Source organism: Trinickia sp. LjRoot230 (genome assembly GCF_964253315.1).
Taxonomy (GTDB): Bacteria; Pseudomonadota; Gammaproteobacteria; order Burkholderiales; family Burkholderiaceae; genus Trinickia.
The window spans coordinates 3,455,685-3,482,516 of sequence record NZ_CAXUQX020000001.1 but is presented as its reverse complement, the minus strand read 5'-3'; the positions used below and the strand labels follow the sequence as shown (position 1 = coordinate 3,482,516).

Below are 26,832 nucleotides of genomic sequence, written 5' to 3'. Positions count from 1 at the left end.
TGGTGTTAGCGACGTGGCTCGAGGCGGTCGCGCGATGGCGCGGCCGTGCGCTGGGGTATCGCGATAAGCGTGCCATCGCGCGACGAAGCACGTCGCACATGGCGAGAGTCGATTGATGTTTAGAAACGGCCCTGAAAAAAGCCTTAAACGTTTCAGGAGTGATACACCGCTCAATGCGAAACGCTCGATATCGACCTTCCGAAAGCCGCTATCGAGCCATCAAACACAACGTCGAGGATGACGCGCGACAACCGCTCACACACCTTGCGGTTCGTGACGCATATCGCGCAATTCTGAGACAGGGATATGACAACGAATCAGATGCCCAGCGCCCGCATCGGCGAACGGTGGATCAACCTTCTCGCATAACTCGCCGAGCTTGCGTGCACATCGCGTCTGAAAGACGCATCCCGTGGGCGGCGCGGTGCTGCTCAGTGGCTCTCCGCACAGACGCACACGTGCATTGTGCGGATCATCCACACCGGGTGTGAAAGGCGGCATCGCCGAGAGCAGTGCCTCGGTGTAGGGGTGATGTGGTCCATCGAACACTTCTTGCGCGAAGCCTATTTCGAGCAGGCGTCCCGCGTAAAGCACCGCGATGCGATCGGAGATGTAGCGCACCACATGAAGGTCGTGAGAGATGAACACATAGCTCACGCCTCGTTCGCGTTGAAGGTCGACGAGCAGGTTCAGAATTGCGGCTTGTACGGAGACATCGAGCGACGATGTCGGCTCGTCGCAAACGACGACGCGCGGGTCCCCTGCAAACGCGCGCGCGATCGCGACGCGTTGCTTGAGCCCGCCGGAGAGTTGCCGCGTGCGCGCATCGAGATAGCGGCGCGGCAGACGCACCGCATCGGCAAGCGAGCTCAACTCGGCGCCATGCGCCGCACCGCGCAACATACCGAGCTTCGACAATGCCCGGCCGATCAGATGCCGAACCGAATGCGCGCGATTGAGCGCCGAGTCGGGATTCTGAAAGACGATCTGCAATGACTTCAGCTGCTCACCATTGCGCCGTTCCACGCGCGGCTGCAACGACTTGCCGTCCAGTTCGATCGTCGCGCCTCGATCGGGAGCGATCAGCCCGACGAGCAGCCGCGCGAGTGTCGTCTTGCCGCTACCCGATTCGCCGACGAGGCCGAGCGTTTCGCCCTGTCCGAGCGTGAGCGAAACATCATCTACAGCGCGCACTGTCTGAGCCGATCCGACGAACGTCTTCGAGACATGTTCGGCGCGAAGCACCGGCGTCGTTTGAGCAACGGCGCGATCCGAGCTCGCATCGCGATGTGCGCTCGGCGGGTGTGGCCGCGAGTCCATGTCGAACGGCAGCGCTTGCGCGTTTTCATGATAGTGGCATCGCGCCATTTGCACGCCATGCGCAGCGCCGAATCGATAGGGCGGCGGCGCTTCGCGCCTGCAGCGTTCGTCGGCGAGTTTGCACCGCTCGGCGTAGGCACAGCCGATAACGGCCATGCCGGGCGCGGGCAAACTGCCCGAGATGGTATCGAGCCGACCGCTCGACTTGCTGCGTGCACGCGCGGGCAAGCAACGCAACAGCCCCACGGTGTAGGGATGATGCGGCGCCCCGAACACGTCGGCGCTCGCGCCTTCTTCCACCAGACGCCCCGCATAGAGCACCCCGACGCGGCTGCACATGCGCCCGATCACGGCAAGGTTATGGCTGATGAAGAGCACAGCGGTACCCAGTTCGTTGCGCAGTTGAGTGACCAGGTCGAGGACTTCGGCTTCGACGGTGGCGTCGAGCCCTGTCGTCGGTTCGTCCAGCACGAGCAGCGCCGGGTTTGATGCGAGCGCCATTGCAATCACGACGCGCTGTTGCATGCCGCCCGACAACTGATGCGGGTACCGATCCATCACCTGATCAGGCGATGCAATGTGCACGCGCGCCAGCATCTGCCTTGCGCGTGTGCGCGCTTCCTCACGAGAAATGGCATACGCCACCTCGAATGCTTCGGACACCTGAATGCCTACCGTCAGCGACGGGTTGAGCGCGCGAGACGGATCTTGATAGACCATGGACACGGTCTTTGCGCGCATCATTCGCAGTGCTTCGGCATCGAGCGTGGCCAGATCCGCGCCTGCGATCGCGATGCGTCCGCTTTTGATGCGGCCATTGCGCGGCAGGTACGAGAGTGCTGCGAGGGCGAGCGTCGATTTTCCGCAGCCCGATTCACCGACGAGCCCATAGGCTTCGCCGCGGCGGATGCGGAACGTGACATCGCTCAGCACTTCGCGCTCTCGTGAGCGCACGCGATAGGCGACGCTCAAACCCGTTGCGGCGAGCACGTCATCGTCTGCCCTCGTCGTTGTATCGAGCACGGCGAATGTGTTGCGCGGCGCAGCGCTCATGGCGCAAATGCTCCTTGAACCCCGTCGGCGACGAGATTCACACCTACGACGAGCGTGGCGATCGCCAGCGCATCGAACACCACGGTCCACCACGCGCCACCGGTCATCAGCGAATACGACTCGGACAGCGCAAGCCCCCAATCCGGCGAAGGCGGCGCCACGCCGAAGCCGAGAAAGGAGAGCGTCGCCACGGCGAAGATGGCATAACCCAAGCGAACGGTGGCCTCGACGATGATGGGCGGCAGAACGTTAGGCAGGATCTCGGCGAACATGATGTAAAGCGCGTGTTCGCCGCGCAATTGCGCGGCCGCCACATAGTCGAGATGACGCTCGGCGAACACAGCGGCACGCACGGTGCGCGCCGTGATCGGCATGAACGTGAGCCCGATCACGAGCACCACGGTGGTGTTCGAGGCACCAAGCGCGGCCAGCGCAGCTAACGCCACGATAACCAGCGGCAACGCCAGTAACGCATCGATGATGCGGCCGACGACTCTGTCGATCCAGCCGTTGGCATAGCCGAGCAAAAGGCCGAGGGCTGTGCCCGCGAACGTGCCGACGAGCGTGGCGAGCGGCGCTATCTTGAAGATGTCCCGCGCGCCGGCGACCACGCGCGAGAACACATCGCGCCCGAGTTGATCGGTGCCGAACCAGTGCACGCCATCGGGTGGCGCGAGCGAGTTGAGCGGATCGGATGCGTAAGGATCGTGCGGCACTACCCACGGTCCGAGAATGGCGCACGCAAGCCAGAATCCGACGAGCAGCGCTCCGGCGAGAAAGCTAGGCGAGCGCAGCAACGCACGAAGTATTTGAAAGCGCGGCGTGGCTGCCGGCACATGGGTGGCAGCTAGCTGTTGCGAATCGCGCATGTCGGTGTTCATCGCGTCCCTCCGGTGCGTCTGCGCGGATCGAGCGCAACGAGCAACATATCCGCAAGGAGACCGGCACCCGTATAGACGACACCCACCGTCAGCACACCGGCTTCGAGCATCGGGAAGTCTTTTGCTGTCGCCGCGTTGTAGATCAGCGAGCCAATGCCTTGATAGTGAAAGAGCGTTTCGACGACGACGAGCCCGCCGACCATATAGCCGAGTTGCGTCGCGGCGACGGTGATGGTCGGCGGCAACGCGTTGCGCAGCACGTGGCGCGTGATGACGATGCGGCGCGGCAGCCCTTTGAGGATCGCAGTACGGGTGTAATCGGCGTCGAGCGCCTCGACGGTGCCGGCTCGCGCCATGCGCGCCAGATATCCGAACAGCACGAACACGAGCGGCAGCGCAGGCAGAACGAGGTGGCTCAGCACGCCGGCGAGACTCGTTCCGACGGGGTAGCCCGCTTCGGTCGGCAGCCAGCGCAGCCATACGCCGAATACGAGAATCAGCACGATCGACGATACGAACTCCGGAACGACCGTCGCCGACATCCCGACGATCATCAACGTGCGATCGAGCCAGCGCCCAGCGTGAAGCGCGGCCCATACGCCCGCCGCAATGCCGAGCGGAACGACGATGGCGAACGCGAGCGCGGCCAGCTTCGCGGAGTTCGCGAGCGCATGGCCGATGAATGGCGCGACGGGTGCCCGAAAAGCGTAGGAGGTGCCCAGATCGCCCTGCACGATGCGCGCGCTCCAGTTCAGGTATTGCGCGAGTAGCGGCTGGTCGGCCCCGAGCTGATGGTTGATCGCGGCGACGGCACGCGCATCGGCGAGCGGCCCGAGGATCGCCCGGCCGATGTTGCCCGGCAGCAATTGGCCGAGCGCGAACACGAGCACCGACAGCAGCAACAGCGTGACGAGCGCAAGTGCACAGCGCTCGGCGACGAATTGCGCGATGCGCACGACGTTGCTGCGCGCGGGACCGCGTGGGGCAGAGGAAACAATGCGCGACATGCGTTTTCGAAAATCGATCCTTCGTCGAGTCGGCGTTGCAAAAAAATAGTTAGGTGTCCTGACGAATGCGTCGGAACGCATCGCAACGTGTCAAGCCGCGGCCGTCGCCCGATCCAGGTAAAGCTGCGAGATGGCCGTAAACCGCACACCCTTGATCGACTTGCGCACAGCGACGAGCTGATCGAAGAAATACGGAATGATCACGGGCGTTTGATCGAGCAGCAGCGTTTCGATTTGCCCCGCGATCTTTCTTTGCGATGTCACGTCGAGTGCGCCGACGAACGCCGCAACGAGCTTGTCGTAGGCCGTGTTCTTGAAGTGCGCTGCGTTCCAGGCTCCGCCGCTGGCAAGCGGCGCGTTCAGAAACAGATTGGGCACGCCGCGATGGCCGTAATCGGTGATACCGAGCGGGGCGTCGAGCCAATCGGATTTGCCGAACGTCCCCGCACCGTAATAAAGCCCCTGGCTCTCGACCTTCAGATTCAAATGCACGCCGATCGCTTTGGCGGCGTTTTGCACGACCACGGCAAGGTCGGGAATCTCCATGAACTTTTCGGTAGTGAGCGTCGCATCGAAACCATTCGCATGCCCTGCTTGCGCCAGCAGTTGCTTGGCTTGCTGCACATCATATTTACGTTGCGCGACGCTCTTGTCCGCCGATGCGAACACGGGTGCAAACGGATGATCGTTGCCGATCTGCGCGCGCCCCTTGAAAAGACCTTTGACGAGCGCGCTGCGATCCAAAGCCAGCGCGAGCGCTTGCCTCACACGCTTGTCGTTGAAGGGCGCCTGATCGCAGCGCATGTGGATCTGCCGATGCGCGCTCGAATGTGTGCTCAGCACAGTGAATTCGGGATCGTTGAGAATGCCCGCGCCGCCTTGCACGGTGAAATCGCCCATCACATCGGCACGCCGGCCCTTCAATGCGAGAATCTGCGCTTGCTGATCGGCATAGAACGAAAATTCCACACGTTGCGGTAGCGCTTTCGTCCCCCAATAGTCAGGATTCCTAATGAACGACGCGCCGACTTTCGGCTGATACTGATCGAGCTTGAACGGGCCCGTGCCGATGAAGCTTTTCTCGTAGCCGCCGATGTAGCTTGCCGGCAAGATCACCGCGTTGTAATTGTCGGACGAGACATAGAAAGGAAAATTGCCGTTCGGCGCGTCGAGATGAAATGCGACCGTGTGCTCGTCGAGCGCCCGTGTGCCGCCCTTCGAGAGCACGCCCTTGAGCAGCGAGAGCGCGGCGGAGCCCACTGTCGGGTCGGCCAGGCGGTCGAAGGTCGCGACCACATCCTTGGCGGTCAATGGCTGCCCGTTGTGAAATTTGACGTTTGGACGCAGCTTGAACGTCCATGTGTCGCCGCTGGTGTTGGGCTGCCACCCGAGCGCCAACGCCGGTTTGAGCGCACTGCCGCTATCGCCGTTGCTTTCATCATCGACGAGAAACTCGCCCGTTTGGGCGATCAGCGCGAGACCCGCTGCGTCGGTGACGGTCAACGGATCGACGGCACCGGCCGGCGTCAGATGCGCGACACGGATCGTTCCGCCTGCGGCCGTTTGCGCATCGGCGCGCCGCGGCAACACGAGTTCGCCTGCCGCGGCGCCGATACTAGAGAGCCCGATGACACTCGCGTAGCGCAGCAGTTCACGGCGTGTGAGGCGATGCGCGAGGTATTCGTCGAGGGCATGGTTGCCCAATTCGCCGGCAGTGCGGCGCCACGCATCCAGAGAAAACGGCAAAGCGAAACGGGCTTTCATCGAGGCGTATTCCGGTTCGTTTGGAAGGCGCACGCGTGCAAAAACGGCGACGAAGAGCGGTGCGATGATGAACGTGCCAGCAGTGTAGCGCGACTTGACGAATGCCCCGGTTGAAGCGGTTGAAGCGAGCCGGCGGGCGGGGCCCACGCCGGCTCGTGTGGGCGTTACTTGCCCTTCGTATTGATGATGGCCTCGGACACTTGCGTCGGCGTTTCCGAGTAATGCTTGAACTCCATCGTGTATGTCGCGCGGCCTTGCGTGAGTGAGCGCAGCGAGGTCGAGTAGCCGAACATCTCGGCCAGCGGCACTTCGGCTCGAATCACCTTGCCACCGCCACCCGCGATATCGTCCATCCCCTGCACGATCCCGCGCCGGCTCGACAGATCGCCCATCACGTTGCCCATGAAATCCTCGGGCGTTTCGACTTCGACGGCCATCATCGGCTCGAGCAGCACCGGCTTCGCGCGACGCATCGCATCCTTGAAGGCCATCGAACCGGCCATGCGGAACGCGTTTTCGTTCGAGTCGACGTCGTGATACGAACCGAAGGTAAGCGTCACCTTCACGTCGACCACTGGATAGCCCGCGAGCACGCCGCTTTTCAGCGTCTCCTGAATGCCCTTGTCGACAGCCGGGATGAATTCACGCGGCACCACGCCGCCTTTGATTGCATCGACGAATTCATAACCCTTGCCATGCGCCTGCGGTTCGAGCTTGATGACGACGTGACCATACTGGCCGCGCCCGCCCGACTGCTTGACGAACTTGCCTTCGACGTCTTCCACCGGCGTGCGAACTGTCTCTCGATAGGCCACTTGCGGTTTGCCGACCGTTGCTTCGACGCCGAATTCGCGCTTCATCCGGTCGACGAGAATTTCGAGGTGCAGCTCGCCCATCCCCGAGATGATCGTCTGGCCCGACTCTTCGTCCGTTTGCACACGGAACGATGGATCTTCCTGTGCAAGGCGGTTCAACGCGATGCCCATTTTCTCCTGATCGGCCTTCGTTTTCGGCTCGACCGCCTGCGAGATGACAGGCTCGGGGAAGATCATCCGCTCGAGGATGATCGGCTTGGCAGGGTCGCACAGCGTGTCGCCGGTGGTCGCTTCCTTGAGGCCCACGGCTGCAGCGATATCGCCCGCATAGACTTCTTTGATTTCCTTGCGATCGTTCGCGTGCATCTGCAAGATGCGGCCGATGCGCTCCTTCTTGCCCTTCGTCGAATTGAGCACCGTGTCGCCCGAATTGACGAGGCCCGAATAGACGCGAAAGAAGATCAGCTGGCCGACGAACGGGTCCGTCATGATCTTGAATGCAAGCGCGGAGAATGGCTCGTCGTCGCTCGGATGCCGCTCGGCCTCTTGATCGTCCTCGTCGTGGCCTAGAATGGCGGGCACGTCGATCGGCGAAGGCAGATAGTCGATGACGGCATCGAGCATCGCCTGCACGCCCTTGTTCTTGAATGCGCTGCCGCAGAGCATCGGCACGATCTCGTTGGCGACCGTGCGCTTGCGCAGGCCCGCCTTGATCTCGGCTTCGGTGAGCGAAGTGTGGTCTTCGAGGTACTTCTCGAGCAGTTCCTCGCTGGCCTCGGCGGCCGCCTCGACCATCTTCTCGCGCCACTCCTCGGCCGTCGCAAGCAATTCGGCTGGAATCTCGCGATATTCGAATTTCACGCCCTGGCTTTCGTCATCCCAGATGATCGCCTTCATCTTGACGAGGTCGACCACCCCTTGAAAGTGCTCTTCTGCCCCGACCGGAATCTGAATGGGCACAGCCACGCCCTTGAGCCGCTCGCCGATTTGCCGCTGCACGCGAAAGAAGTCGGCGCCCACGCGGTCCATCTTGTTCACGAACGCGATGCGCGGCACCTTGTACTTGTTGGCCTGGCGCCAAACGGTTTCCGATTGCGGCTGTACGCCGCCCACCGAGTCGTAGACCATGCAGGCACCGTCGAGCACGCGCATCGAACGTTCGACTTCGATCGTGAAGTCGACGTGCCCTGGCGTGTCGATGATATTGATACGGTGCTCAGGATAGTTGCCGGCCATTCCTTTCCAGAACGCGGTGGTCGCGGCCGACGTAATGGTGATGCCGCGCTCCTGTTCCTGCTCCATCCAGTCCATGACGGCCGCGCCCTCGTGAACCTCGCCGATCTTGTGGCTCACGCCGGTGTAGAACAGGATGCGTTCGGTGGTCGTGGTTTTGCCGGCATCGATGTGAGCGCTGATGCCGATATTTCGGTAGCGCTCGATGGGAGTCTTGCGGGGCACGTCGATCTCCTTGCAAATGGGCGCCGCGAATCGCAGCGCCGTCAGGGTTGCAGACCTAGAAGCATAGCGCCTGCCCGCGCCTTTTGCAGCGTTCCTCGATAGCAGCCCAGGCAGCGAACGTGCCCACTGGCGTAGCGGGGGGGTCAGCGAGGCTGCGGCAGGCCCTGAACCTTCATGCCTGGCTTAATGCCCTTGGCAGTAAACCAGCCGCGGCTCATTTCGAGCGCATAGACGCCATTGTTGCGCGGGCAATGGTTGTTGGTGGTTTCGGCCTGCATCTCGTCGATGTCGGTGATCGTGCCGTCCGCGCGCATGAACGCGATCGACAGCGGAATCAGCGTGTTCTTCATCCAGAAGCAGTGCACGGCGTTCTCGTCGAACACGAACAGCATGCCTTCGTTGGGCGCAAGCGCGGTGCGGTACATCAGGCCTTGTTCGCGGTCGGGATCGTTGGCCGCGACAGCCGCGTCGATGACGAACATCCCGGCGGTGAGCTTCGCATGCGGGAATTCGGACGGCTGCTTCGCCCCGGCCGGCATCGATTGCGCCGCGGCGGGGTCGGCAGCGGCGAGTGCAACGAAAGCGACCGGCAAAACGGCAGCCGCGGCGACGCGCGCGATCCACGAACGAAGAGAAACTCCCACGGCACCACTCCTTGCTGAGCTGAACAGACCCCGCGCATGTTACGCGAGCGGCATGGCTTCAAGCAAAATGAAAAGCAAACAAAAAAGCAAAAAAACAAAAAGGCAGGTGACTTGCGGCCACCTGCCTTCGAACGCCGTTAAGAACGGCAAACTGCGTATTCTTGACTGCGTTTTTACAACTAACTTACTCCGAAGCGCCCGAAGCGGCCTCTGCCTTAGCAGCCTTCTTGTGCGACTTCTTGTGCGACTTCTTCATTGCCTTCTTGGCAGGAGCCGAAGCAGCAGCAGCCGGAGCAGCAGCGGGAGCCGAAGCCGCATCCGTTGCCGAAGCTTGTGCGAAAGCAGCCGTTGCGAACAGGCCAGCGACCAGAGCAGCGATCAGTTTTTTCATGTCGTAAATCCTCAGCTTTAGTTAATTAACCAAATGACCCGGTCAATGAGTCATGTCGGTAAACGTGCCATCCACCTTTCGGTTGACAGCTGCATCGAATAATTCGTCGATGCGTCTGCCAGCGCCCGGTACCCGCTTCCAGCTTGCCAACAGCGGGGTGACGAGACCTTTTTGCGCGAATGCCGGACAGCTTCGGGCGGCATCTGCGTCGAATAACGGATGAGCGCGCGACACGGTTGACCCATTTCGCGCCGATTTGCGTTTAGTTACTTTAGTTACTTGTGACTGCCGATAGGCGCTGCCCGTTGATGCGGAATCGGTGCGGCACGGCTCGGCGATATGCCGAAAAGTGTCTGTCGTGACAGACACTTAGCCGGTAGCGCCATCCCAAGGCGCGCGCGGCGGCAGCGCCTGCCATTCACCGGGCGCCAGGCCGAGCGCGAACAGGTCGAGTGCGCCAATACCGACGCGCACGAGGCGTAACGTCGGAAACCCGAGCGCCGCCGTCATGCGGCGGACCTGACGGTTCTTGCCTTCGCTCAACGCAAGTTCGATCCATGAGGTGGGAATGGCCGCCCGGTAGCGTACCGCCGGCACGCGCGGCCACAGCGTGGCAGGCACGTCGATCGCTTGCGCGCGGCACGGCTGTGTGACGTAGTCGCCCAGATCGATGCCACGTGCGAGCCGGGCGAGGGTGGCGTCATCCGGCACCCCTTCGACTTGCGCCCAGTAGCGCTTGACGAGCTTGTGCCGCGGCTCCGAGATACGTGCCTGCAACGCGCCGTCGTCGGTCAGCAGCAGCAGGCCTTCGCTGTCGGCGTCGAGCCGACCCGCCGGATAAACGCCGGGCACCTTGACCCAATCGGCAAGCGAGTTGCGCGTCTCGTGCGGCGAGAATTGGCAGATGGTGCCGAACGGCTTGTTAAGAGCAATGAGGCGCATGCGACGGCGGCGGCATCTATGGCAAATGGCGGGATCTTAATGCATAATACGGAACAGCATGTCTTGTGTCTTATATAAGACAACAGAGTGTCGCGCGCGGCGCCATATCTGAGCGACGTGGGCTAGAATACCGGGCCAGCTGTATTTGCGCGGCATCGCCCAAGCGTACCGAACATTCGCAGCGAGCCGAACGCGGCCAGACAGAACACGAGCGCACGAGCAGCGTCCGCTTCCGCCGTTTCAGCTTCGCTTTTCACCTGCACAGCCAACACTGGAGTCGATCATGCCGTATCAGCACATCAAGGTTCCGACCGGCGGTGACAAAATCACCGTCAACGCGGACTATTCGCTCAACGTTTCGGATCAGCCGATCATTCCTTATATCGAAGGCGACGGCACGGGCTTCGATATCACGCCCGTCATGATCAAGGTGGTCGACGCGGCGGTCGAGAAGGCGTACGGCGGCAAGCGCAAGATCCACTGGATGGAAATCTACGCGGGGGAGAAGGCCACGAAGGTGTACGGCCCCGACGTATGGCTGCCCGAGGAAACGCTGCAGGTGCTCAAGGAGTACGTCGTTTCGATCAAGGGCCCGCTCACGACGCCGGTCGGCGGCGGCATCCGTTCGCTCAACGTCGCGCTGCGCCAGGAGTTGGACCTGTACGTCTGTTTGCGTCCGGTGCAGTATTTCAAGGGTGTGCCCTCGCCGGTGCGCGAGCCCGAGAAGACGAACATGGTGATCTTCCGCGAAAACTCGGAAGACATTTACGCGGGCATCGAGTGGGCGGCGGAATCCGAGCAGGCGAAGAAGGTCATCAAATTCCTGCGCGACGAAATGGGCGTGAAAAAAATCCGTTTCCCGGAAACGTCGGGCATCGGCATCAAGCCCGTGTCGCGCGAAGGAACGGAGCGTCTCGTACGCAAGGCTATTCAATACGCAATCGATAACGATCGCCGGTCCGTCACGCTCGTGCACAAGGGCAACATCATGAAGTACACGGAAGGCGCGTTCCGCGATTACGGTTATGCGCTTGCCCAAAAGGAATTCGGCGCGGAGTTGATCGACGGCGGCCCGTGGATGAAGATCAAAAGCCCGAAGGGCAACGAGATCGTCGTGAAGGACGTAATCGCCGATGCCTTCCTTCAGCAGATCCTGCTGCGTCCGGCCGAATACGATGTCATCGCCACGCTGAACCTGAACGGCGATTACGTCTCCGACGCACTGGCCGCGCAAGTCGGCGGTATTGGCATCGCGCCGGGTGCGAACCTGTCGGATTCGGTTGCGATGTTCGAAGCGACGCACGGCACGGCGCCGAAATACGCGGGTAAGGACTACGTCAATCCGGGGTCCGAGATTCTGTCGGCGGAAATGATGCTGCGCCACCTTGGCTGGACCGAAGCGGCGGACGTAATCATTTCGTCGATGGAAAAATCGATTTTGCAAAAACGCGTCACGTATGACTTCGCGCGGCTGATGGAAGGGGCAACGCAGGTCTCGTGCTCCGGTTTCGGTCAGGTGCTGATCGAAAACATGTAAGTGCGCGGGCGGCGCAGTATCGCCGCCCTCAGTGGTACGCGAGTGGTACACGACACCCCCGGCGCTCAGACGCGTGCGGGGTGTTTTTTTTCCCGCGTCAAATGCCATTGTCGGCAACTCTTCGTCTATAGCCACGCTAATTCGCGAATGACGCGCCGATTGTTCGATGGCTGCGTTCAAATCGAATTTTTCGAAAGTTGCGCAAACCGACCGTTTTTGTGACATGGCGCAATGAATCGGTAAAAAGGCGGTGCAAAATCGATTCATGGATGCTGAGCCTGAGGGGCGAAAAAAAACCCGGCCGAGGCCGGGTTTTTCAAGGCATTGCGATCGAGCGATCTCAGGCAGGAGCCTGGATGTTCGACGCCTGCTTGCCCTTAGGTCCTTGCACGACCTCGAACGTAACTTTCTGACCTTCCTTGAGCGTCTTGAAACCGTTCATCTGGATGGCCGAGAAATGCGCAAACAAATCCTCGCCGCCTTCATCGGGCGTGATGAATCCGAAGCCTTTCGCGTCGTTGAACCATTTGACCGTACCTGTTGCCATACCAACTTCCCCTGTAACTCATGTCCTACCACGAGCACGCTCGAAAAGCTCGACAGCCGCGTGATGCAGCCGTCCCCTCCGCACTAGCTCACCTCGGCATTTTTTCGTACTTGCACTTGTTGCAGCCAGCTGAAAAAAGTGCCAGCTTGATTGTTGAACCTCTTTAAAGAAGTGTCAAGTGAATTTTGAGACATCCTGGAGCGTTGTATCGAGTGCGCAATTTGAGGGTTTTTACCGCTCCTCATCTGTGCGTTGGCGCAAGCGTGTTCACTTGAAAAGTCGCATAATCGACGCACATGGGAAGAGCGTTCGGGGCGATACGTGTGGCGGCAGTCTTTACGAGCGCGAGGACCTGCGGCCCGGCACGCGTTGTGCGATACACTCGGACAGGCTGCTGGCCGTATGGTGCGGGAAGTTGATGCGCAAGGCATATCGGCAGCAGTGGGTTCGCGCAAAGTGCGCGGTGCATGCAAGCGGCGCACCGTCGCGGTGCGATCAACCACGGGTCGGTCGGGTTTTTGCAGGATTGCGGGGCTCACCGAGTTGTTTAGAATGGGTGTATGGCGATTATCCCGGACAGGCAGGACGGCACGGTCATCGAGCGGCAGGAAAAGGAGCTGAAACCACCGTCCATGTATAAGGTAGTGCTGTTGAATGACGATTTCACGCCAATGGAATTTGTCGTGATGATCGTGCAGGAATATTTCAATAAGGATCGAGAGACTGCGACGCAGATCATGCTCAAGGTTCATCGCGAAGGGCGGGGTATTTGTGGGGTCTATACGCGAGATATCGCGTCGACCAAGGTCGAGCAGGTTGTTACGCACGCACGGCAGGCAGGGCATCCGCTGCAGTGCGTGATGGAGGAAGCATGATTGCCCAGGAACTGGAAGTCAGCTTGCATATGGCGTTCATGGAAGCGCGCCAGGCACGGCATGAGTTCATCACCGTCGAACATCTTTTGCTGGCGTTGCTGGACAATCCCACAGCCGCGGAAGTGTTGCGCGCGTGCGCAGCCAACATTGAAGATCTGCGGCAGAACCTGCGCAACTTCATTCACGACAACACGCCGACGGTGCCTGGCACCGACGACGTCGACACGCAGCCCACGCTGGGTTTTCAGCGTGTGATCCAACGCGCGATCATGCACGTGCAGTCGACGTCCAACGGCAAGAAGGAAGTGACGGGCGCCAACGTGCTCGTGGCGATCTTCGGCGAAAAAGATTCGCACGCGGTCTACTACCTGCAGCAGCAGGGCGTGACGCGGCTCGATGTCGTCAACTTCATCTCGCACGGGATCGCGAAGACGAACAGCAGCGATGCGGCGAAGGCAGGCGATACCAGCCCCGAGTCGGAAGACGCGGCGTCGCAAAAGGAAACACCGCTCGCGCAGTTCACGCAGAACCTGAATCAGATGGCGAAAGACGGCCGGATCGATCCGCTCATCGGGCGCGAGCCCGAAGTCGAGCGCGTCGTTCAGGTGCTTTGCCGCCGGCGCAAGAACAATCCGCTGCTGGTAGGCGAAGCGGGCGTCGGTAAGACGGCCATCGCGGAAGGGCTCGCTTGGCGCATTACCCGCGGCGAAGTGCCGGACATCCTGGCCGATGCGCAGGTGTACTCGCTTGACATGGGCGCGCTACTGGCGGGCACCAAGTACCGCGGCGACTTCGAGCAACGCCTCAAAACGGTGCTCAAGGAGCTCAAGGAGCGTCCGCACGCGATCTTGTTCATCGACGAAATTCATACGCTGATCGGCGCAGGCGCCGCCTCGGGCGGCACGCTCGACGCGTCGAATCTGCTGAAACCGGCGTTGTCTTCGGGCACGCTCAAATGCATCGGTGCGACGACCTTCACCGAATATCGCGGCATCTTCGAAAAAGATGCGGCGCTGTCGCGGCGTTTCCAGAAGATCGATGTGACGGAGCCGACGGTCGAGCAGACCGTGGCCATCCTGCGCGGGCTCAAGTCGCGCTTCGAAGAGCATCACGGCGTGAAATATTCGTCGGGGGCGCTTTCCGCGGCAGCCGAGTTGTCGGCGCGTTTCATCACGGATCGCCACCTGCCTGACAAGGCGATCGACGTGATCGACGAAGCGGGTGCCGCGCAGCGCATTTTGCCGAAGTCGAAGCAGAAAAAGACGATCGGCAAGGGCGAGATCGAGGAAATCATCGCGAAGATCGCACGCGTGCCGGCGCAAAGCGTTTCGCAGGACGATCGCAGCAAGCTGCAAACGCTCGATCGCGACCTCAAGGCGGTGGTGTTCGGCCAGGATCCCGCCATCGATGCCCTTTCCGCTGCCATCAAGATGGCACGCGCGGGGCTCGGTAAGACCGACAAGCCGATCGGCGCATTCCTGTTCTCGGGGCCGACTGGTGTCGGCAAGACCGAAGTGGCGCGGCAACTTGCCTTCACGCTCGGCATCGAGTTGCTCCGCTTCGACATGTCGGAATACATGGAGCGCCATGCGGTGAGCCGCTTGATCGGCGCGCCGCCGGGGTACGTCGGCTTCGACCAGGGCGGGCTGTTGACCGAGGCCGTCACGAAAAAGCCGCACTGCGTGCTGTTGCTCGACGAAATCGAAAAGGCGCACCCCGATATCTTCAACGTGCTGCTGCAGGTCATGGACCACGGTACGTTGACCGATAACAACGGACGCAAAGCCGATTTCCGCAACGTCATCATCATCATGACGACGAATGCGGGTGCGGAGTCGATGCAAAAGGGAACGATCGGCTTCACCTCGCGCCGCGAAACGGGCGATGAAATGGCCGACATCAAACGGATGTTTACGCCCGAGTTCCGTAACCGGCTCGACGCCACCATCAGCTTCCGCTCGCTGGATGAAGAAATCATCATGCGTGTGGTCGACAAGTTCCTGATGCAGCTCGAAGATCAACTGCACGAGAAGAAAGTCGATGCGGTCTTTACGGATGCGCTGCGCCAGCATCTGGCCAAGCACGGTTTCGATCCGCTGATGGGCGCGCGGCCGATGCAGCGCTTGATTCAAGACACGATCCGGCGCGCGCTGGCCGACGAACTGCTGTTTGGCAAACTGATGAACGGTGGTCGTGTGACGGTCGATGTCGACGAGCGCGATACCGTTCAGCTTACCTTCGACGAAAACGGGGCGCCTCGCAGTCCGAGCCCCGAAACGGTGGAGGTCGAGTAACGTCGGTTCAGCGAAGGCTGGAACGCTGTAGCGGCGTGGGAGCAGGCAGCAAAAAAGCGCGGGTTTCGTCCCGCGCTTTTTATTTGTGCGGCCCCGGCCCTGACTGCGGCCGAACGCGTACGCCGTCAGTGTTTGCCGGTGCTACCGAAGCCGCCTGCACCGCGTTCGGAGATTGGAAATTCGTCCACGACGTTGAAATGCGCTTGCACAACCGGCACGACGACCAATTGCGCGAGACGTTCCATAGGGTTGATCGTAAAGGTGTTGTGCCCACGGTTCCAGGTCGACACCATCAGCTCGCCCTGGTAGTCGGAATCGATCAAGCCGACCAGATTGCCCAGCACGATACCGTGCTTATGGCCGAGGCCCGAGCGCGGCAGAATTAACGCCGCAAAGCCCGCGTCGCCGATATGGATGGCGAGGCCGGTCGGCACGAGCACGGTCTGGCCGGGTTCGAGTGCAAGCGGTTTGTCGAGGCAGGCGCGCAGGTCGAGCCCTGCGCTGCCGGGCGTCGCATAGGCGGGAAGCTGTTCGCGCAGGCGTGCGTCGAGAATCTTGAGATCGAGTTTCATTCGGATCGGAAGTGGCTAAAAGAAGAAGGACGGGGCGCGCAGCACATCAATTGGGGTTGGCCGGCCTCGGTTGGGGAGCACGCCCAAGCTCGAACGCCTGAGCGAGCAATTCGTAAGAACGCAAACGCGCGCGATAGCTGCCGGCGACCGTGAGCACAATCAACTCGTCAGCGCCGAACCGGTCTCGCAGTTCAAGCAAGCGCTCGGTTACCGTCTGCGGCGTGCCGATCACGCTACGTGCTTTTTCTCGTTCAATCACAAGCCGCTCGCGTTCATCGTATTGCTGCGCGGCGCCTTGCCCTTGTATCACCGAGGGGATCGGCAGATTCATCCCGTAGGCCATTTGCACGCGCCGCAGATCGACCGCTTTTTCGAGCGCTATTGCCTCTTCCTCGGTATCGGCGCAGATGGCGAATACCGCGGCTGCAAGGTAGGGCTTCGCCTCCTGCCCGGGCGCGAATCGTTCGCGGTAGTCATGGCCCACCGTGTGCCCAAAATGCGCGTTGATGAAATGGGCAAACGCGAAACGCATGCCGAGCTGGGCAGCGAGCCGGCCGCCGAAGTCGCTCGAACCCAGCATCCACAGTTGCGGCCGTGTGGCGACTTGCGGTTGCAGCACGACACCGTACGCTGGGTGGTCCGACGGCAGCGTTCCGTTCATCAGCGCGACGAGATCGGTGACTTGTTCGGCAAAAATTTCGCCCCGATTGTAGACGCCGGCGGCGACGGCCTGCGCCGTGCGCATATCGCCGCCCGGTGCGCGCCCGACGCCAAGATCGATTCGATTCGGAAACAGTGCTTCCAGCATCAGGAATTGCTCGGCCACTTTGAACGCGCTGTAGTAGGGCAGCATGATGCCGCCTGAGCCGATGCGAATGCGCTTCGTCACGCTGCCGAGCCGCGCGAGCATGACTTCGGGGCTGGGGTTCGAGACCGCGAGCAGGCCGTGGTGTTCGGCGCACCAGTAGCGCGTGTAGCCGAGGTCGTCGGCCAATTGGGCCAACTCGATGGTTGCCGCGATGGCGTCGGCTGCGGTGTGGCCGTCGATTACCGGTGTTTGATCGAGAACGGAAAGTAGCGTCATGGCAGCACCGCTTTCGGAAGGGGCGATATCGCGCGAACGCTGCAGATCGCTATACCCGTGTCGCGCATTCGTTCGTCAGGAAATCAGACTCGTGTCGGGCAGCCGCCGAGCGATCTCGCGCACGAGCGTCGCAGCGAGCGCGTCCTTGTCCATGCGCGGCATCCGTGTGAGGCCGTTGTTGTCGAACAGCACTACCTCGTTGTCGTTTCGGCCGAACGTCTGCGGGCCGAGGTTGCCGATCAGCAGCGGAAGCTTTTTTCGCAGACGTTTTTCCTCGCCATGCGTTTCGAGTTCACCGCTTTCGGCCGCGAAGCCGACGCAGTACGGCGGGCTTGGCAGCGCGGCGATGGTCGCGAGAATATCGGGGTTTTCGACAAACGAGAGCGAGGGTGCACCGCGCTCGGCCGTCTTCTTGATCTTCTGGCTGCTTGCTTGATCCACGCGCCAGTCGGCCACGGCGGCCACCGCGATAAAGACATCGCAGTCATTCGCTGATTGGACGACGGCGTCATACATCTGCTGTGCGGTTTCGACGTCTTCGCGAACGACGCCCCAAGGCGTGGGCAATGACACCGGACCTGCGACGAGCCGCACGTCGGCGCCCGCTTGTTGCGCGGCACGCGCCAGTGCAAAGCCCATCTTGCCGCTCGAGCGGTTCGTGATGCCGCGCACCGGGTCGATGGGCTCGAAGGTGGGCCCCGCGGTGATCAGCACACGGCGGCCAGCAAGCACCTTCGGCTGGAAAAACGACGCGATGGCCTCAAACGTGGCATGCGGCTCGAGCATGCGGCCGTCCCCCACTTCGCCGCAGGCTTGCGCGCCCGAATCGGGCCCGAGCACATGCACCCCGTCGGCACGCAATTGCGCGACGTTGCGCTGCGTGGCGGAATTCGACCACATCTGACGGTTCATCGCGGGCACGACGAGCAGTTCGCACTCGCGCGCGAGGCACAGCGTCGAAAGGAGGTCGTCGGCCATTCCGTGAGCGAGCTTGGCGAGAAAATCAGCCGAAGCGGGGGCGATGACGATGGCCTGCGCCTCGCGCGACAGATCGATATGCGCCATGTTGTTGCCGATGCGCGCGTCCCACTGGCTCGTGTAGACCGGGCGCCCGGACAGCGCTTGCATCGTCACCGGCGTGATGAATTGCGTGGCTGCCTCGGTCATCGCGATCTGTACGGTCGCGCCCGCCTTCGTGAGCAGCCGCGTGAGTTCGGCGATCTTGTAACAGGCGATGCCGCCCGTCATGCCCAGCATCAGGTGTTTGCCTGCCAGTGCCGCGGATTGAGCCGGTTCAGCAGGTTCTGCGGGTTTTGCCATTGCCAACGTTGCCTCCGATCCCATCACATGCCCGGGCGGTGCCGCCCGGCCCGCGGCACGACGCTTACCGTGCGCCGCGCACGCGCCGCAATTCGTCCAGTACCAGCAATATTGCACCGATTACGATGGCGCTGTCGGCCAGATTGAAGGCGGGCCAATGCCAGCGGCCGACGTGAAAGTCGAGAAAATCGATCACGTGCCCATAGGCGAGCCGATCGATCACGTTGCCGAGCGCGCCGCCCATGATCAGCGAAAGCGCGGTGCAAAAGAGCCGCTGGCTGCCGTGACGCTTGAGCAGATAAACGATGACGAACGCGGCCGCCACGCCGAGCGCGGTAAACGCCCAACGTTGCCAGCCGTTCGCGGCAGCCAGAAAGCTGAACGCGGCGCCGCGATTGAATACGACGAACAAATTGAAAAACGGCGTCAGCGTGTACGGGGTCGCATAGGCGAACACCTTCATCACCGCGATCTTCGTCAATTGATCGAACAGAATCACGATGAGCGCGATCCCGAGCCATGGCGCGAGCGTCGTGTTTGCGGGGAGCGAGCGCGTTTTGGCCATTATGCGGCGCTCCTGGTTTCGCCATCGCCGAAGAGATTGGAGAAGCACCGGCCGCACAACGTGGGATGCTCGGCGTGTGCGCCCACATCGGCACGGTAATGCCAGCAGCGCTCGCATTTCAGGTACTTCGATGCGTCGACCTCAACGCTTTCGTCGGACTCGGCCTCGACCTGCGTCACCGTTGCCGCCGAGGTAATGAACACGAACTTGAGGTCTTCGCCGAGGCTGGCCAGTGCATCATAGGCGGCGCCGCTTGCGCGCAGCGTTACTTCAGCTTGTAACGACGAGCCGATCCGATTGGCGGCGCGCGCATCTTCGAGCGCCTTCGTCACGTTGCTGCGCACAGCGCGCAACAGTGTCCATTTGCCAAGCAGCGCCTCGCTGTCCGGCACATCCGGATATGTATAGTACGTCTCAGTGAAAATCGTATCGCGTTCAGGCTGGAACACGTGCCAGGCTTCCTCGGCCGTGAACGACAGGAACGGGGCCATCACGCGCAGCAAACCCTGCGCGATGTGGTAAAGCGCGGTTTGTGCCGAACGGCGCGCGCGCGAATCGGCCGCGCTCGTGTAAAGGCGGTCTTTCAGCACGTCGAGATAAAAGCCGCCGAGGTCTTCCGAGCAGTACGTCATCAGCTTGGCCACGACCGGATGAAACTCGTATGTCTCGTAATGGGCGAGGATGTCGCGCTGCAGATTGGCCGACAATGCCACGGCATAGCGATCGATCTCGAGCCATTCGTCGACTGGGCGGGCGTCACGCGCAAAGTCGAAGTCGGACAGGTTCGCGAGTAAAAAGCGCAACGTGTTGCGAATGCGACGATAGCTTTCCGTCACACGCTTGAGAATTTCCTCGGAGATCGCAAGTTCGCCCGAGTAGTCGGTCGAGGCGATCCACAGCCGAATGATTTCGGCACCGAGCCGGTTCGCGACATCATGCGGGTCAATGCCGTTGCCGAGCGACTTGCTCATCTTGCGGCCTTCGCCGTCGACGGTAAAGCCATGCGTGAGCAGCGCACGGTACGGCGCGCGGCCATCGAGCATCGCGCCCGTCAGCAGCGACGAATGGAACCAGCCGCGGTGCTGGTCGGAGCCTTCGAGGTAAAGGTCGGCGGGAAACGCCGAGACATCCTTGTGCGAGCCGCGCAGCACGTGCCAGTGCGTCGTGCCTGAATCGAACCAAACGTCGAGCGTATCGCGGTTCTTTTCGTAGAGATTGGCGTCGTCGCCGAGCAACTCGCTTGCATCGAGCGCTTGCCATGCTTCGATACCGCCAAGCTCCACGCGCTTGGCCACTTCTTCGATCAATTCCAGCGTGCGCGGATGCAGTTCGCCCGTTTCCTTGTGAACGAAAAATGCCATCGGCACGCCCCATTGCCGTTGACGCGACAACGTCCAGTCCGGCCGGTTCGCAATCATGCTGTAAAGCCGCTGCTTGCCCCACGACGGATAAAACGCGGTGGCCTCGACACCGGCGAGCGCCGTTTCGCGCAATGTGGCGCCGCCGCTTTTCGGTGTGACGTCCATGCCGGCGAACCATTGCGAGGTGGCGCGGAAGATGACCGGCGTCTTGTGGCGCCAGCAATGCATATAGCTGTGCGGGTACTTTTCCGTATGCAACAGCGTGCCAGCGGCGTCGAGCGCCTCGTCGACCTTCGCGTTGGCGGCCCAGATCGAGAGCCCGCCGAACAGCGGCAACGATTCGATATAGCGGCCATCGCCCATGACGGGGTTCAGGATGTCGGAGTCGGCTAGCCCGTGGGCCTTGCAGGACTGGAAATCCTCCACGCCGTATGCGGGCGACGAGTGAACGATGCCGGTGCCGGTATCGGTTGTCACGTAGTCGCCCAGGTAGATGGGGGAGGTGCGCTTGTAGCCCGGATGCGCCGAGGCGAGCGGATGATGAAAGCGCAGATCCGCGAGCGCCGCGCCCGGCGCTGTTGCAACGACTTCGCCTGTGAGTTCGAATTGCGTGAGGCAGGCCTCGACACGCTCCTGCGCCAGGATCAAATGACCGCGCGGCGTGCGCACCAGCGCGTAGACCACCTCGGGATGCACGTTGAGCGCCTGGTTCGCCGGAATGGTCCACGGCGTGGTTGTCCAGATCACGACGCCGCCTTCATCGTGCGCCGGCAGTTTGACGCCGAACGCCTGCGCGACTTTGCCTTCTTCCGCGAAGCGAAACAGCACGCTGATGGACGGGTCCACGCGATCCTTGTACTCGACCTCGGCTTCGGCCAGCGCCGAGCCGCAGTCGAAACACCAGTTCACGGGCTTGAGGCCGCGGAACACGTAACCCTTTTCGAGAATCTTGCCGAGCGCCCGGATTTCGGCGGCCTCGTTCGAGAAATTCATCGTTTTGTAGGGGTTGTCCCAATCGCCCAGCACGCCGAGCCGTTTAAAGCCCGCCTTTTGCTTTTCGATTTGCCCGGTGGCATAGGCGCGTGCTTTGCGCTGCACCTCGGCGGCCGGCAGCGATTTGCCGAACTGCTTTTCGATCTGGATTTCGATCGGCATGCCATGGCAATCCCAGCCCGGTACGTAGGCGGCATCGAAGCGCGCCATGTTGCGCGACTTGACGATGATGTCCTTCAGAATCTTGTTGACCGCGTGGCCCAGATGGATGTCGCCGTTCGCGTACGGCGGGCCGTCGTGCAGCACGAAGCGCGGCTGGCCGGCGCGGGCGGCGCGGATTTTATCGTAGACCCGCGTGTCCTCCCACTCCTTCACGCGCAACGGCTCGCGCTTGGGCAGGTCTGCGCGCATCGGAAACGGCGTGTCCAGCAAATTGACCGGATATTTGGCCTGGGACTTCGAATCGGCTTTCTTGTCGCTCATGGTGAAATCGCTGAAAACGGTGGGCGCCGCCGGCGGCAGCGCCCTTCATGGTGTCGGATGAACGTGCGGCATGACGCTGCCGCGCATCCTGCCTGGTGGCAGGGCGCTCGGTGCTGGCTGTCTAACGAATTCGATCGGTGGCCGATGTGGAAAACCCCGTTGCGCTGCTTCCTGGCGCGCCGGGGGCCGCCAGACGCACACCACCCGCCGCATCGAAGTAGGCGCGCGCATGGGCCACGTCGCGACCGATCGCCGCCGTCAGCGTTTCGAGATCGGCGAATTTTTCCTCGTCGCGCAGCTTCTTCAAAAATTCGACGCGCACGAGTTTGCCATACGCGTCGCCGTGCCAGTCGAGCAAATGCACTTCGAGCAGCACGCGGCCGGAGTCGTCGACGGTTGGTCGCAGCCCCAGGCTCGCGACGCCGGGCAGCGGGTCAGCTTCGACGCCATGTACGCGAACGATGAAAATACCGGCCAGCGCGGGACGCTTGTGCGAAATGGGCAGGTTCAGCGTCGGGAAGCCGAGGTCGCGCCCGAGCTCGAGCCCGTGCACCACATGCCCGCTGATCAGATAGTCGCGCCCGAGCGCGACGCGCGCGGCGTCGAGGTCGCCCGCGATGAGTGCGGCGCGCACGGCCGAGCTCGAGATGCGGGCGCCGGTGGGGTCGGCCACGGTTGCCATCTGCTCGACCTCGAAGCCATGGCGTTCGCCGGCGGCGGCGAGCGACGCGAAATCGCCCGCTCGTTTCGCACCGTAGCGGAAGTCGTCGCCGATCAACACCCAGCGCGCGTGCAAGCCGCCGACGATGATGCGTTCGACGAAGGTATCGGGCGATTGGCTGGCGAACGTGCGGTTGAAATGCTCGACGACGATACGATCGACTCCGTTCATCCTGAGCGCCTCGAGCTTGTCGCGCAGCATGGCGATGCGCGGCGGCGCGCCGGCCGGATCAAAAAATTCACGCGGATGCGGCTCGAAAGTCATCACGCAAAGCGGTAACCCGCGTGCGTGCGCGGCTTGCCGCGCGCGCGCAAGCAGCGCCTGGTGGCCGCGGTGGACACCATCGAAGTTGCCGATCGTCAGCGCGCAAGGCGCGCGGCTTTCGGCGTTGGGAAGACCGCGGAAGACTCTCACGATAACCGTCGGGTAGGCGGCGCGAAGGCCGAAAGGTCGAAGCGACGGCCTGACGGACGCCGCAAAGCAGGAGATTATAAACGTTCGCGCGGATGACGGCGGCTCGAAGGCCGGGCCTGAACGAAGCGTGGAGCCCCGGATGATAAAATCGCCGGATGAAAAACATCGTAATTTTGATTTCCGGGCGGGGCAGCAACATGGAAGCGATCGTCCGTGCCTGCTCGCATGAGGCTTGGCCCGCCCGTATCGCGGCCGTTATCGCGAATCGGCCCGACGCGGCGGGCCTTGCATTCGCGGCGCAAGCAGGTATCGCGACGGCCGTCGTCGATTACCTCGATTTTCCCGAGCGCGACGCGTTCGATGCCGCACTGGCCGAGCAGCTTGACCACTTCGCCCCCGATCTGATCGTGCTCGCCGGCTTCATGCGCGTGCTGACCACGGGGTTTGTCGAGCGCTACGCCGGCCGCATGCTGAATGTGCATCCGTCGCTCTTGCCGAGCTTTCCAGGGTTGAAGACGCATCAGCGGGCGCTTGACGCGGGTGTGACGCTGCACGGCGCCACCGTGCATTTCGTGACGCCGCAGCTCGATCACGGGCCCATCGTCGTGCAGGCCGCCGTGCCGGTCATGCAGGGCGACGATGCCGCGCGGCTTGCGTCGCGCATACTGGCGTGCGAGCACATCATTTATCCGCGAGCGGTGCGCTGGTTCGTCGAGGGGCGGCTTGCAATTGAAGGCATGCGCGTCATGGTGACGCCGCCGGAGCCGCAGTGGCTCTTCACTGAATAACCCGGGGCCACAATGAAAACCAACAACACGAAAAATACTAAAAACGCCAAGAGCACGAACCACACGAACACCGCCAAAAGCGCCAAGCACGCGAAAAGCAGCCATTCGAAGCAAGCCAAGCCGCAATCGCCGTTACGGCCGTCATCCCGGCGCCCGCCTGGGGCACCGCCGCGTTCGCGTGAGTCTGGCAGCGTGCACGGCTTTTTGATTGGCCAAACCGAGACGCTGATTGCCGAGGTTCTCAAGTTCACCGGCCCGGCCGACGCCACGACGAGCCGCTTTTTTCGTGCCCATCCGAAGCTTGGTCATAACGAGCGCGGGGTCATTGCCGAGGCGGTGTTCGCGGTGCTGCGGCGCCGGATGGAGTTTGCGCATTTGGCCGAAAGCGGCACAGGCGGGCCGGCGCGGCGTCTTGCGCTGCTGGGCTTGATGCAAACGGTCGGCCGTTCCGCGCTGCGGCCGTTTCTTTCCGACGACGAAAACGCTTGGCTCGAGCACGTATCGAAGATCGATCCCACGAGTCTGCCGTTGCGGGTCCGCACAAATCTGCCAGACTGGATCGTCGAAGCGCTCGCGAAACGGTTTTCGGGCGAAGAGCTGACACAGCTCGCTGCGGCACTGAATTACCCGGCGCCGCTCGATTTGCGCGTGAATCCGCTCAAAGCGAGCCGCGAGCAAGTGCTGGCGGCGCTTGCAGAAGCTGGCGTCGAGGCCGGTGAGACACCGTTCGCGCCACTCGGCGTAAGGGTGGCGGGCAAGCCCGCGCTGACGAAACTCGCCGTATTCGAGGACGGCTGGGTGGAAGTGCAGGACGAGGGTAGCCAGTTGCTGTGCTCGCTGGTCGCCCCCCGGCGCGGCGAGATGATCGTCGATTTTTGCGCGGGCGCGGGTGGCAAGACGCTCGCCCTGGGCGCGGCGATGCGCTCGACAGGCCGGCTCTATGCGCTCGACGTCTCCGATCGGCGCCTGTCCAAGCTCAAGCCGCGCTTGGCGCGCAGCGGATTGTCGAACGTGCACCCCGTGTTGATTGACAGCGAGCACGATGCGAAGATCAAGCGCCTGGCCGGCAAGATCGACCGCGTGCTCGTCGACGCGCCGTGCAGCGGCCTTGGAACGCTGCGGCGCAACCCCGATCTGAAGTGGCGGCAAAGCGCCGCTTCGGTCGGCGAGCTCGCACCGAAACAAGCGTCGATTCTGGCGAGCGCGGCGCGTCTCGTGAAGCAGGGCGGCCGGCTCGTCTACGCAACCTGCAGTTTGCTCGAGGCGGAAAACGAGGCGATCGTCGTGCAGTTTTTGGCGGAGCACCCGAACTTCGTGCTCGTGCCCGCCGGCACCGTGCTCGCCGAGCAGCGCATCGACATCGAGATGGGTGACTATTTCGCGCTGTGGCCGCATCGTCACGCAACGGACGGCTTTTTCGCCGCCGTGCTCGAGCGCACGAACTAAAGCTAAGGCGCCCGGCCGCCGCTTGTGGGAGGGAGTCCATTGAGATGACACAAAGTCACATTCTTTCGCGTATGCTCGCGGGCCTCGTTCGCGATTTCGGTCAACCTGTGATGATCTGGCAGGCGCTCGCGCTGGTCGGCGCGCTGCTCGTGGCCTGGCTCTTCGCGCGCCTCGTACGCCGTCTGCTCGACAAGCGTCGAAGTGCTCGCCATGAAGCCGCGCGCTTCGGTGCGGAGAGTCTGCACAAGGCGCTGTTTCCGCTGCTGGGCGGCGGCTTGGTGTGGGCTGAGCAGGCGGTCCTCGCCGATTACATGTCGACTTCGCTGCTCGACCTCGCACTCGTGCCGCTCTTCGGCATCGCCCTCATCTATATCGTCTTCTTCATCGCCCGGCGCGTTTTCAATCGCAATGGGCAGGCGCATGCGTGGCTTTCCATCGCCGAAAAAATGGTGAGCGTGGCGGTATGGGTCGGCATGGTGCTCACGGTGCTCGGCATCCATGACGACGTGCTCCACTGGATGGCCTCTGTGCGCTTTCGCGTGGCCAACGAGCGGATGTCGCTCTTGTCGCTGTCCACCGGCATTTTGTGGGTCTGCGCGACGCTGATCGTAGCCATGTGGCTCGGCTCGGTGTTGGAAGATCGCATCATGCGGGCACGCTCGATCGACGCGAATCTCAAGGTCGTGCTGGCACGCACGGGCCGAGCGATGCTGGTGCTGGTGTCGGTGCTCGCGAGCTTCTCGATGGTCGGCATCGACATTACCGTGCTCGGCGTATTCGGCGGCGCGCTCGGTGTCGGTCTCGGTATCGGCTTGCAGAAAATCGCGAGCAACTACGTCTCCGGGTTCATCATCTTGATCGACCGCTCGCTGCGGATCGGCGACACCATCAATGTGGGCGGGCTCCAGGGTATCGTGACGCAAATCAGCACGCGCTACACGACCGTGCGCGGCCTCGACGGTATCGAGACGCTGGTTCCGAACGAGAAGCTGATCACCGACGTCGTGCAGAACCATTCGTCGTTTCTGACGCGCGGCTACGCGAAGGCGGCGGTGCAAGTGGCCTACGATTCCGATATCGAAAAGGCGATGGCGTTGTTGGCCGAGGCGGCGCGCGGCGTCGAGCGCGTGCTCGAGGAACCGGCGCCCACGCCGTATTTCGTCTCGTTCGGCGCCGACGGCATCAATCTGGAGCTCGGTTATTGGGTCGAGGACGCGGCAAAGGGCACGGCCGGCGTGCGCTCGACGGTGAACCGCAACATCTGGCGTCTCTTTTCCGAGCATGGCGTGGCGATCCCCTATCCGACGCGCGATGTGCGCATCGTCGGCGCCTTGCCTGTCGCCGCGGCCACAGCTGCAACGGCCACCACAGCCGCAGCGGTGCCTGCAGCGGCGAACGAGGGCGTTGCGGCGTCACCGCCTGCGCAGGTCGTCGAACTGGGCACGGATCTCGCACACGACGCTTCGTGAGCGCGCCCGCACGGGTGCGGCGAAACGCCGCGTGACGCGCGCATTACCCGCGCACGCGCCCACGGTGGGGCGCGGAATGCGGGCCAGT

The 26,832-nt window shown here is 62.3% G+C and carries 21 protein-coding genes; 6 read left to right on the top strand and 15 right to left on the bottom strand.

The annotated features are described in order from the left end of the window. Positions 1-255 precede the first annotated feature (255 nt). The 8 genes from ACSQ20_RS15840 to ACSQ20_RS15805 all read right to left on the bottom strand — a co-directional run bounded on the left by ACSQ20_RS15840 (position 256) and on the right by ACSQ20_RS15805 (position 10,275). Positions 256-2,373 carry an ABC transporter ATP-binding protein gene (locus tag ACSQ20_RS15840; RefSeq protein ID WP_436021549.1) on the bottom strand — a complete coding sequence of 706 codons (2,118 nt, stop codon included), beginning with the start codon at positions 2,371-2,373 and terminating at the stop codon, positions 256-258. After that, positions 2,370-3,254: an ABC transporter permease gene (locus ACSQ20_RS15835; protein WP_436021547.1), complete on the bottom strand. Its 885-nt coding sequence runs from the start codon at positions 3,252-3,254 to the stop codon at positions 2,370-2,372. The genes ACSQ20_RS15840 and ACSQ20_RS15835 overlap by 4 nt, the downstream gene beginning before the upstream one ends. Next, complete coding sequence (locus tag ACSQ20_RS15830; protein WP_436021545.1) at positions 3,251-4,261, bottom strand: ABC transporter permease; 1,011 nt, start codon at positions 4,259-4,261, stop codon at positions 3,251-3,253. Before ACSQ20_RS15830 ends, ACSQ20_RS15835 begins: the two co-directional genes overlap by 4 nt. Before the next feature lie 90 nt (positions 4,262-4,351). Next, a complete protein-coding gene (locus tag ACSQ20_RS15825; protein WP_436023150.1) occupies positions 4,352-6,025 on the bottom strand; it encodes an ABC transporter substrate-binding protein in 1,674 nt (557 codons plus the stop codon). 164 nt (positions 6,026-6,189) lie between these two features. Then, positions 6,190-8,298, bottom strand: a complete 2,109-nt coding sequence (fusA, locus tag ACSQ20_RS15820) for an elongation factor G (protein ID WP_436021543.1) — start codon at positions 8,296-8,298, stop codon at positions 6,190-6,192. 143 nt (positions 8,299-8,441) lie between these two features. After that, positions 8,442-8,942, bottom strand: coding sequence for a DUF192 domain-containing protein (locus ACSQ20_RS15815; protein ID WP_436021541.1), 501 nt, complete (start codon positions 8,940-8,942; stop codon positions 8,442-8,444). A 184-nt stretch (positions 8,943-9,126) separates the two neighbouring features. Further along, entirely contained in the window at positions 9,127-9,333 is a 207-nt protein-coding gene (locus tag ACSQ20_RS15810; RefSeq protein WP_436021539.1) for a hypothetical protein, read from the bottom strand. Between the two features lie 369 nt (positions 9,334-9,702). Beyond that, positions 9,703-10,275, bottom strand: a complete 573-nt coding sequence (locus ACSQ20_RS15805) for a pseudouridine synthase (RefSeq protein ID WP_436021537.1) — start codon at positions 10,273-10,275, stop codon at positions 9,703-9,705. Positions 10,276-10,558: 283 nt separating this feature from the next. On the opposite strand from ACSQ20_RS15805, the gene icd reads away from it, so the two are divergent. Continuing rightward, positions 10,559-11,812 carry an NADP-dependent isocitrate dehydrogenase gene (icd, locus tag ACSQ20_RS15800; RefSeq protein ID WP_436021535.1) on the top strand — a complete coding sequence of 418 codons (1,254 nt, stop codon included), beginning with the start codon at positions 10,559-10,561 and terminating at the stop codon, positions 11,810-11,812. Between the two features lie 340 nt (positions 11,813-12,152). Here the strand turns inward: icd and ACSQ20_RS15795 are convergent, their stop codons facing one another. Then, positions 12,153-12,359, bottom strand: a complete 207-nt coding sequence (locus ACSQ20_RS15795; protein ID WP_007180614.1) for a cold-shock protein — start codon at positions 12,357-12,359, stop codon at positions 12,153-12,155. Positions 12,360-12,919: 560 nt separating this feature from the next. Here ACSQ20_RS15795 and clpS point away from each other — a divergent pair. Both clpS and clpA read left to right on the top strand, forming a co-directional pair. Further along, entirely contained in the window at positions 12,920-13,234 is a 315-nt protein-coding gene (gene clpS, locus ACSQ20_RS15790) for an ATP-dependent Clp protease adapter ClpS (RefSeq protein ID WP_436021533.1), read from the top strand. Further along, entirely contained in the window at positions 13,231-15,528 is a 2,298-nt protein-coding gene (gene clpA / locus ACSQ20_RS15785) for an ATP-dependent Clp protease ATP-binding subunit ClpA (protein WP_436021531.1), read from the top strand. The genes clpS and clpA overlap by 4 nt, the downstream gene beginning before the upstream one ends. Before the next feature lie 125 nt (positions 15,529-15,653). On the opposite strand, the gene dut is transcribed toward clpA, so the two are convergent. From dut to ACSQ20_RS15755, 6 genes are all read right to left on the bottom strand, one after another. Next, positions 15,654-16,100, bottom strand: a complete 447-nt coding sequence (gene dut / locus ACSQ20_RS15780) for a dUTP diphosphatase (protein ID WP_436021529.1) — start codon at positions 16,098-16,100, stop codon at positions 15,654-15,656. A 46-nt stretch (positions 16,101-16,146) separates the two neighbouring features. Next, complete coding sequence (locus ACSQ20_RS15775) at positions 16,147-17,184, bottom strand: LLM class flavin-dependent oxidoreductase (protein WP_436021527.1); 1,038 nt, start codon at positions 17,182-17,184, stop codon at positions 16,147-16,149. A 75-nt stretch (positions 17,185-17,259) separates the two neighbouring features. Next, on the bottom strand, positions 17,260-18,504 hold the full coding sequence (gene coaBC, locus ACSQ20_RS15770) for a bifunctional phosphopantothenoylcysteine decarboxylase/phosphopantothenate--cysteine ligase CoaBC (RefSeq protein WP_436021525.1): 1,245 nt from the start codon (positions 18,502-18,504) through the stop codon (positions 17,260-17,262). Positions 18,505-18,568: 64 nt separating this feature from the next. After that, positions 18,569-19,069: a signal peptidase II gene (lspA, locus tag ACSQ20_RS15765; RefSeq protein ID WP_436021523.1), complete on the bottom strand. Its 501-nt coding sequence runs from the start codon at positions 19,067-19,069 to the stop codon at positions 18,569-18,571. Then, entirely contained in the window at positions 19,069-21,906 is a 2,838-nt protein-coding gene (gene ileS, locus ACSQ20_RS15760; protein ID WP_436021521.1) for an isoleucine--tRNA ligase, read from the bottom strand. Before ileS ends, lspA begins: the two co-directional genes overlap by 1 nt. A gap of 121 nt (positions 21,907-22,027) precedes the next feature. Then, positions 22,028-23,041: a bifunctional riboflavin kinase/FAD synthetase gene (locus tag ACSQ20_RS15755; protein WP_436021519.1), complete on the bottom strand. Its 1,014-nt coding sequence runs from the start codon at positions 23,039-23,041 to the stop codon at positions 22,028-22,030. 155 nt (positions 23,042-23,196) lie between these two features. Between ACSQ20_RS15755 and purN the strand changes: the two genes are divergently transcribed. Genes purN through ACSQ20_RS15740 form a run of 3 tightly spaced genes read left to right on the top strand, consistent with a single transcriptional unit; the run spans position 23,197 to position 26,744 of the window. Continuing rightward, the gene (purN, locus tag ACSQ20_RS15750) at positions 23,197-23,829 is read left to right on the top strand and encodes a phosphoribosylglycinamide formyltransferase (protein ID WP_436021517.1); all 633 of its coding nucleotides are present in this window, start codon (positions 23,197-23,199) and stop codon (positions 23,827-23,829) included. A 12-nt stretch (positions 23,830-23,841) separates the two neighbouring features. After that, entirely contained in the window at positions 23,842-25,275 is a 1,434-nt protein-coding gene (locus tag ACSQ20_RS15745; protein WP_436021515.1) for an RsmB/NOP family class I SAM-dependent RNA methyltransferase, read from the top strand. Positions 25,276-25,319: 44 nt separating this feature from the next. Next, positions 25,320-26,744, top strand: a complete 1,425-nt coding sequence (locus ACSQ20_RS15740) for a mechanosensitive ion channel family protein (RefSeq protein ID WP_436021513.1) — start codon at positions 25,320-25,322, stop codon at positions 26,742-26,744. Positions 26,745-26,832: the final 88 nt, after the last annotated feature.

Excerpts from the sequence above, each read along its gene's own strand:
- ACSQ20_RS15830 (WP_436021545.1), bottom strand. The coding sequence starts at position 4,261 with ATGTCGCGCATTGTTTCCTCTGCCCCACGCGGTCCCGCGCGCAGCAAC.
- dut (WP_436021529.1), bottom strand. The coding sequence starts at position 16,100 with ATGAAACTCGATCTCAAGATTCTCGACGCACGCCTGCGCGAACAGCTT.
- clpA (WP_436021531.1), top strand. The coding sequence starts at position 13,231 with ATGATTGCCCAGGAACTGGAAGTCAGCTTGCATATGGCGTTCATGGAA.
- coaBC (WP_436021525.1), bottom strand. The coding sequence starts at position 18,504 with ATGGCAAAACCCGCAGAACCTGCTGAACCGGCTCAATCCGCGGCACTG.
- ACSQ20_RS15825 (WP_436023150.1), bottom strand. The coding sequence starts at position 6,025 with ATGAAAGCCCGTTTCGCTTTGCCGTTTTCTCTGGATGCGTGGCGCCGC.
- ACSQ20_RS15810 (WP_436021539.1), bottom strand. The coding sequence starts at position 9,333 with ATGAAAAAACTGATCGCTGCTCTGGTCGCTGGCCTGTTCGCAACGGCT.
- ACSQ20_RS15840 (WP_436021549.1), bottom strand. The coding sequence starts at position 2,373 with ATGAGCGCTGCGCCGCGCAACACATTCGCCGTGCTCGATACAACGACG.
- ACSQ20_RS15740 (WP_436021513.1), top strand. The coding sequence starts at position 25,320 with ATGACACAAAGTCACATTCTTTCGCGTATGCTCGCGGGCCTCGTTCGC.
- ACSQ20_RS15795 (WP_007180614.1), bottom strand. The coding sequence starts at position 12,359 with ATGGCAACAGGTACGGTCAAATGGTTCAACGACGCGAAAGGCTTCGGA.
- ileS (WP_436021521.1), bottom strand. The coding sequence starts at position 21,906 with ATGAGCGACAAGAAAGCCGATTCGAAGTCCCAGGCCAAATATCCGGTC.
- ACSQ20_RS15835 (WP_436021547.1), bottom strand. The coding sequence starts at position 3,254 with ATGAACACCGACATGCGCGATTCGCAACAGCTAGCTGCCACCCATGTG.
- ACSQ20_RS15805 (WP_436021537.1), bottom strand. The coding sequence starts at position 10,275 with ATGCGCCTCATTGCTCTTAACAAGCCGTTCGGCACCATCTGCCAATTC.
- lspA (WP_436021523.1), bottom strand. The coding sequence starts at position 19,069 with ATGGCCAAAACGCGCTCGCTCCCCGCAAACACGACGCTCGCGCCATGG.
- purN (WP_436021517.1), top strand. The coding sequence starts at position 23,197 with ATGAAAAACATCGTAATTTTGATTTCCGGGCGGGGCAGCAACATGGAA.
- ACSQ20_RS15745 (WP_436021515.1), top strand. The coding sequence starts at position 23,842 with ATGAAAACCAACAACACGAAAAATACTAAAAACGCCAAGAGCACGAAC.
- ACSQ20_RS15775 (WP_436021527.1), bottom strand. The coding sequence starts at position 17,184 with ATGACGCTACTTTCCGTTCTCGATCAAACACCGGTAATCGACGGCCAC.
- clpS (WP_436021533.1), top strand. The coding sequence starts at position 12,920 with ATGGCGATTATCCCGGACAGGCAGGACGGCACGGTCATCGAGCGGCAG.
- icd (WP_436021535.1), top strand. The coding sequence starts at position 10,559 with ATGCCGTATCAGCACATCAAGGTTCCGACCGGCGGTGACAAAATCACC.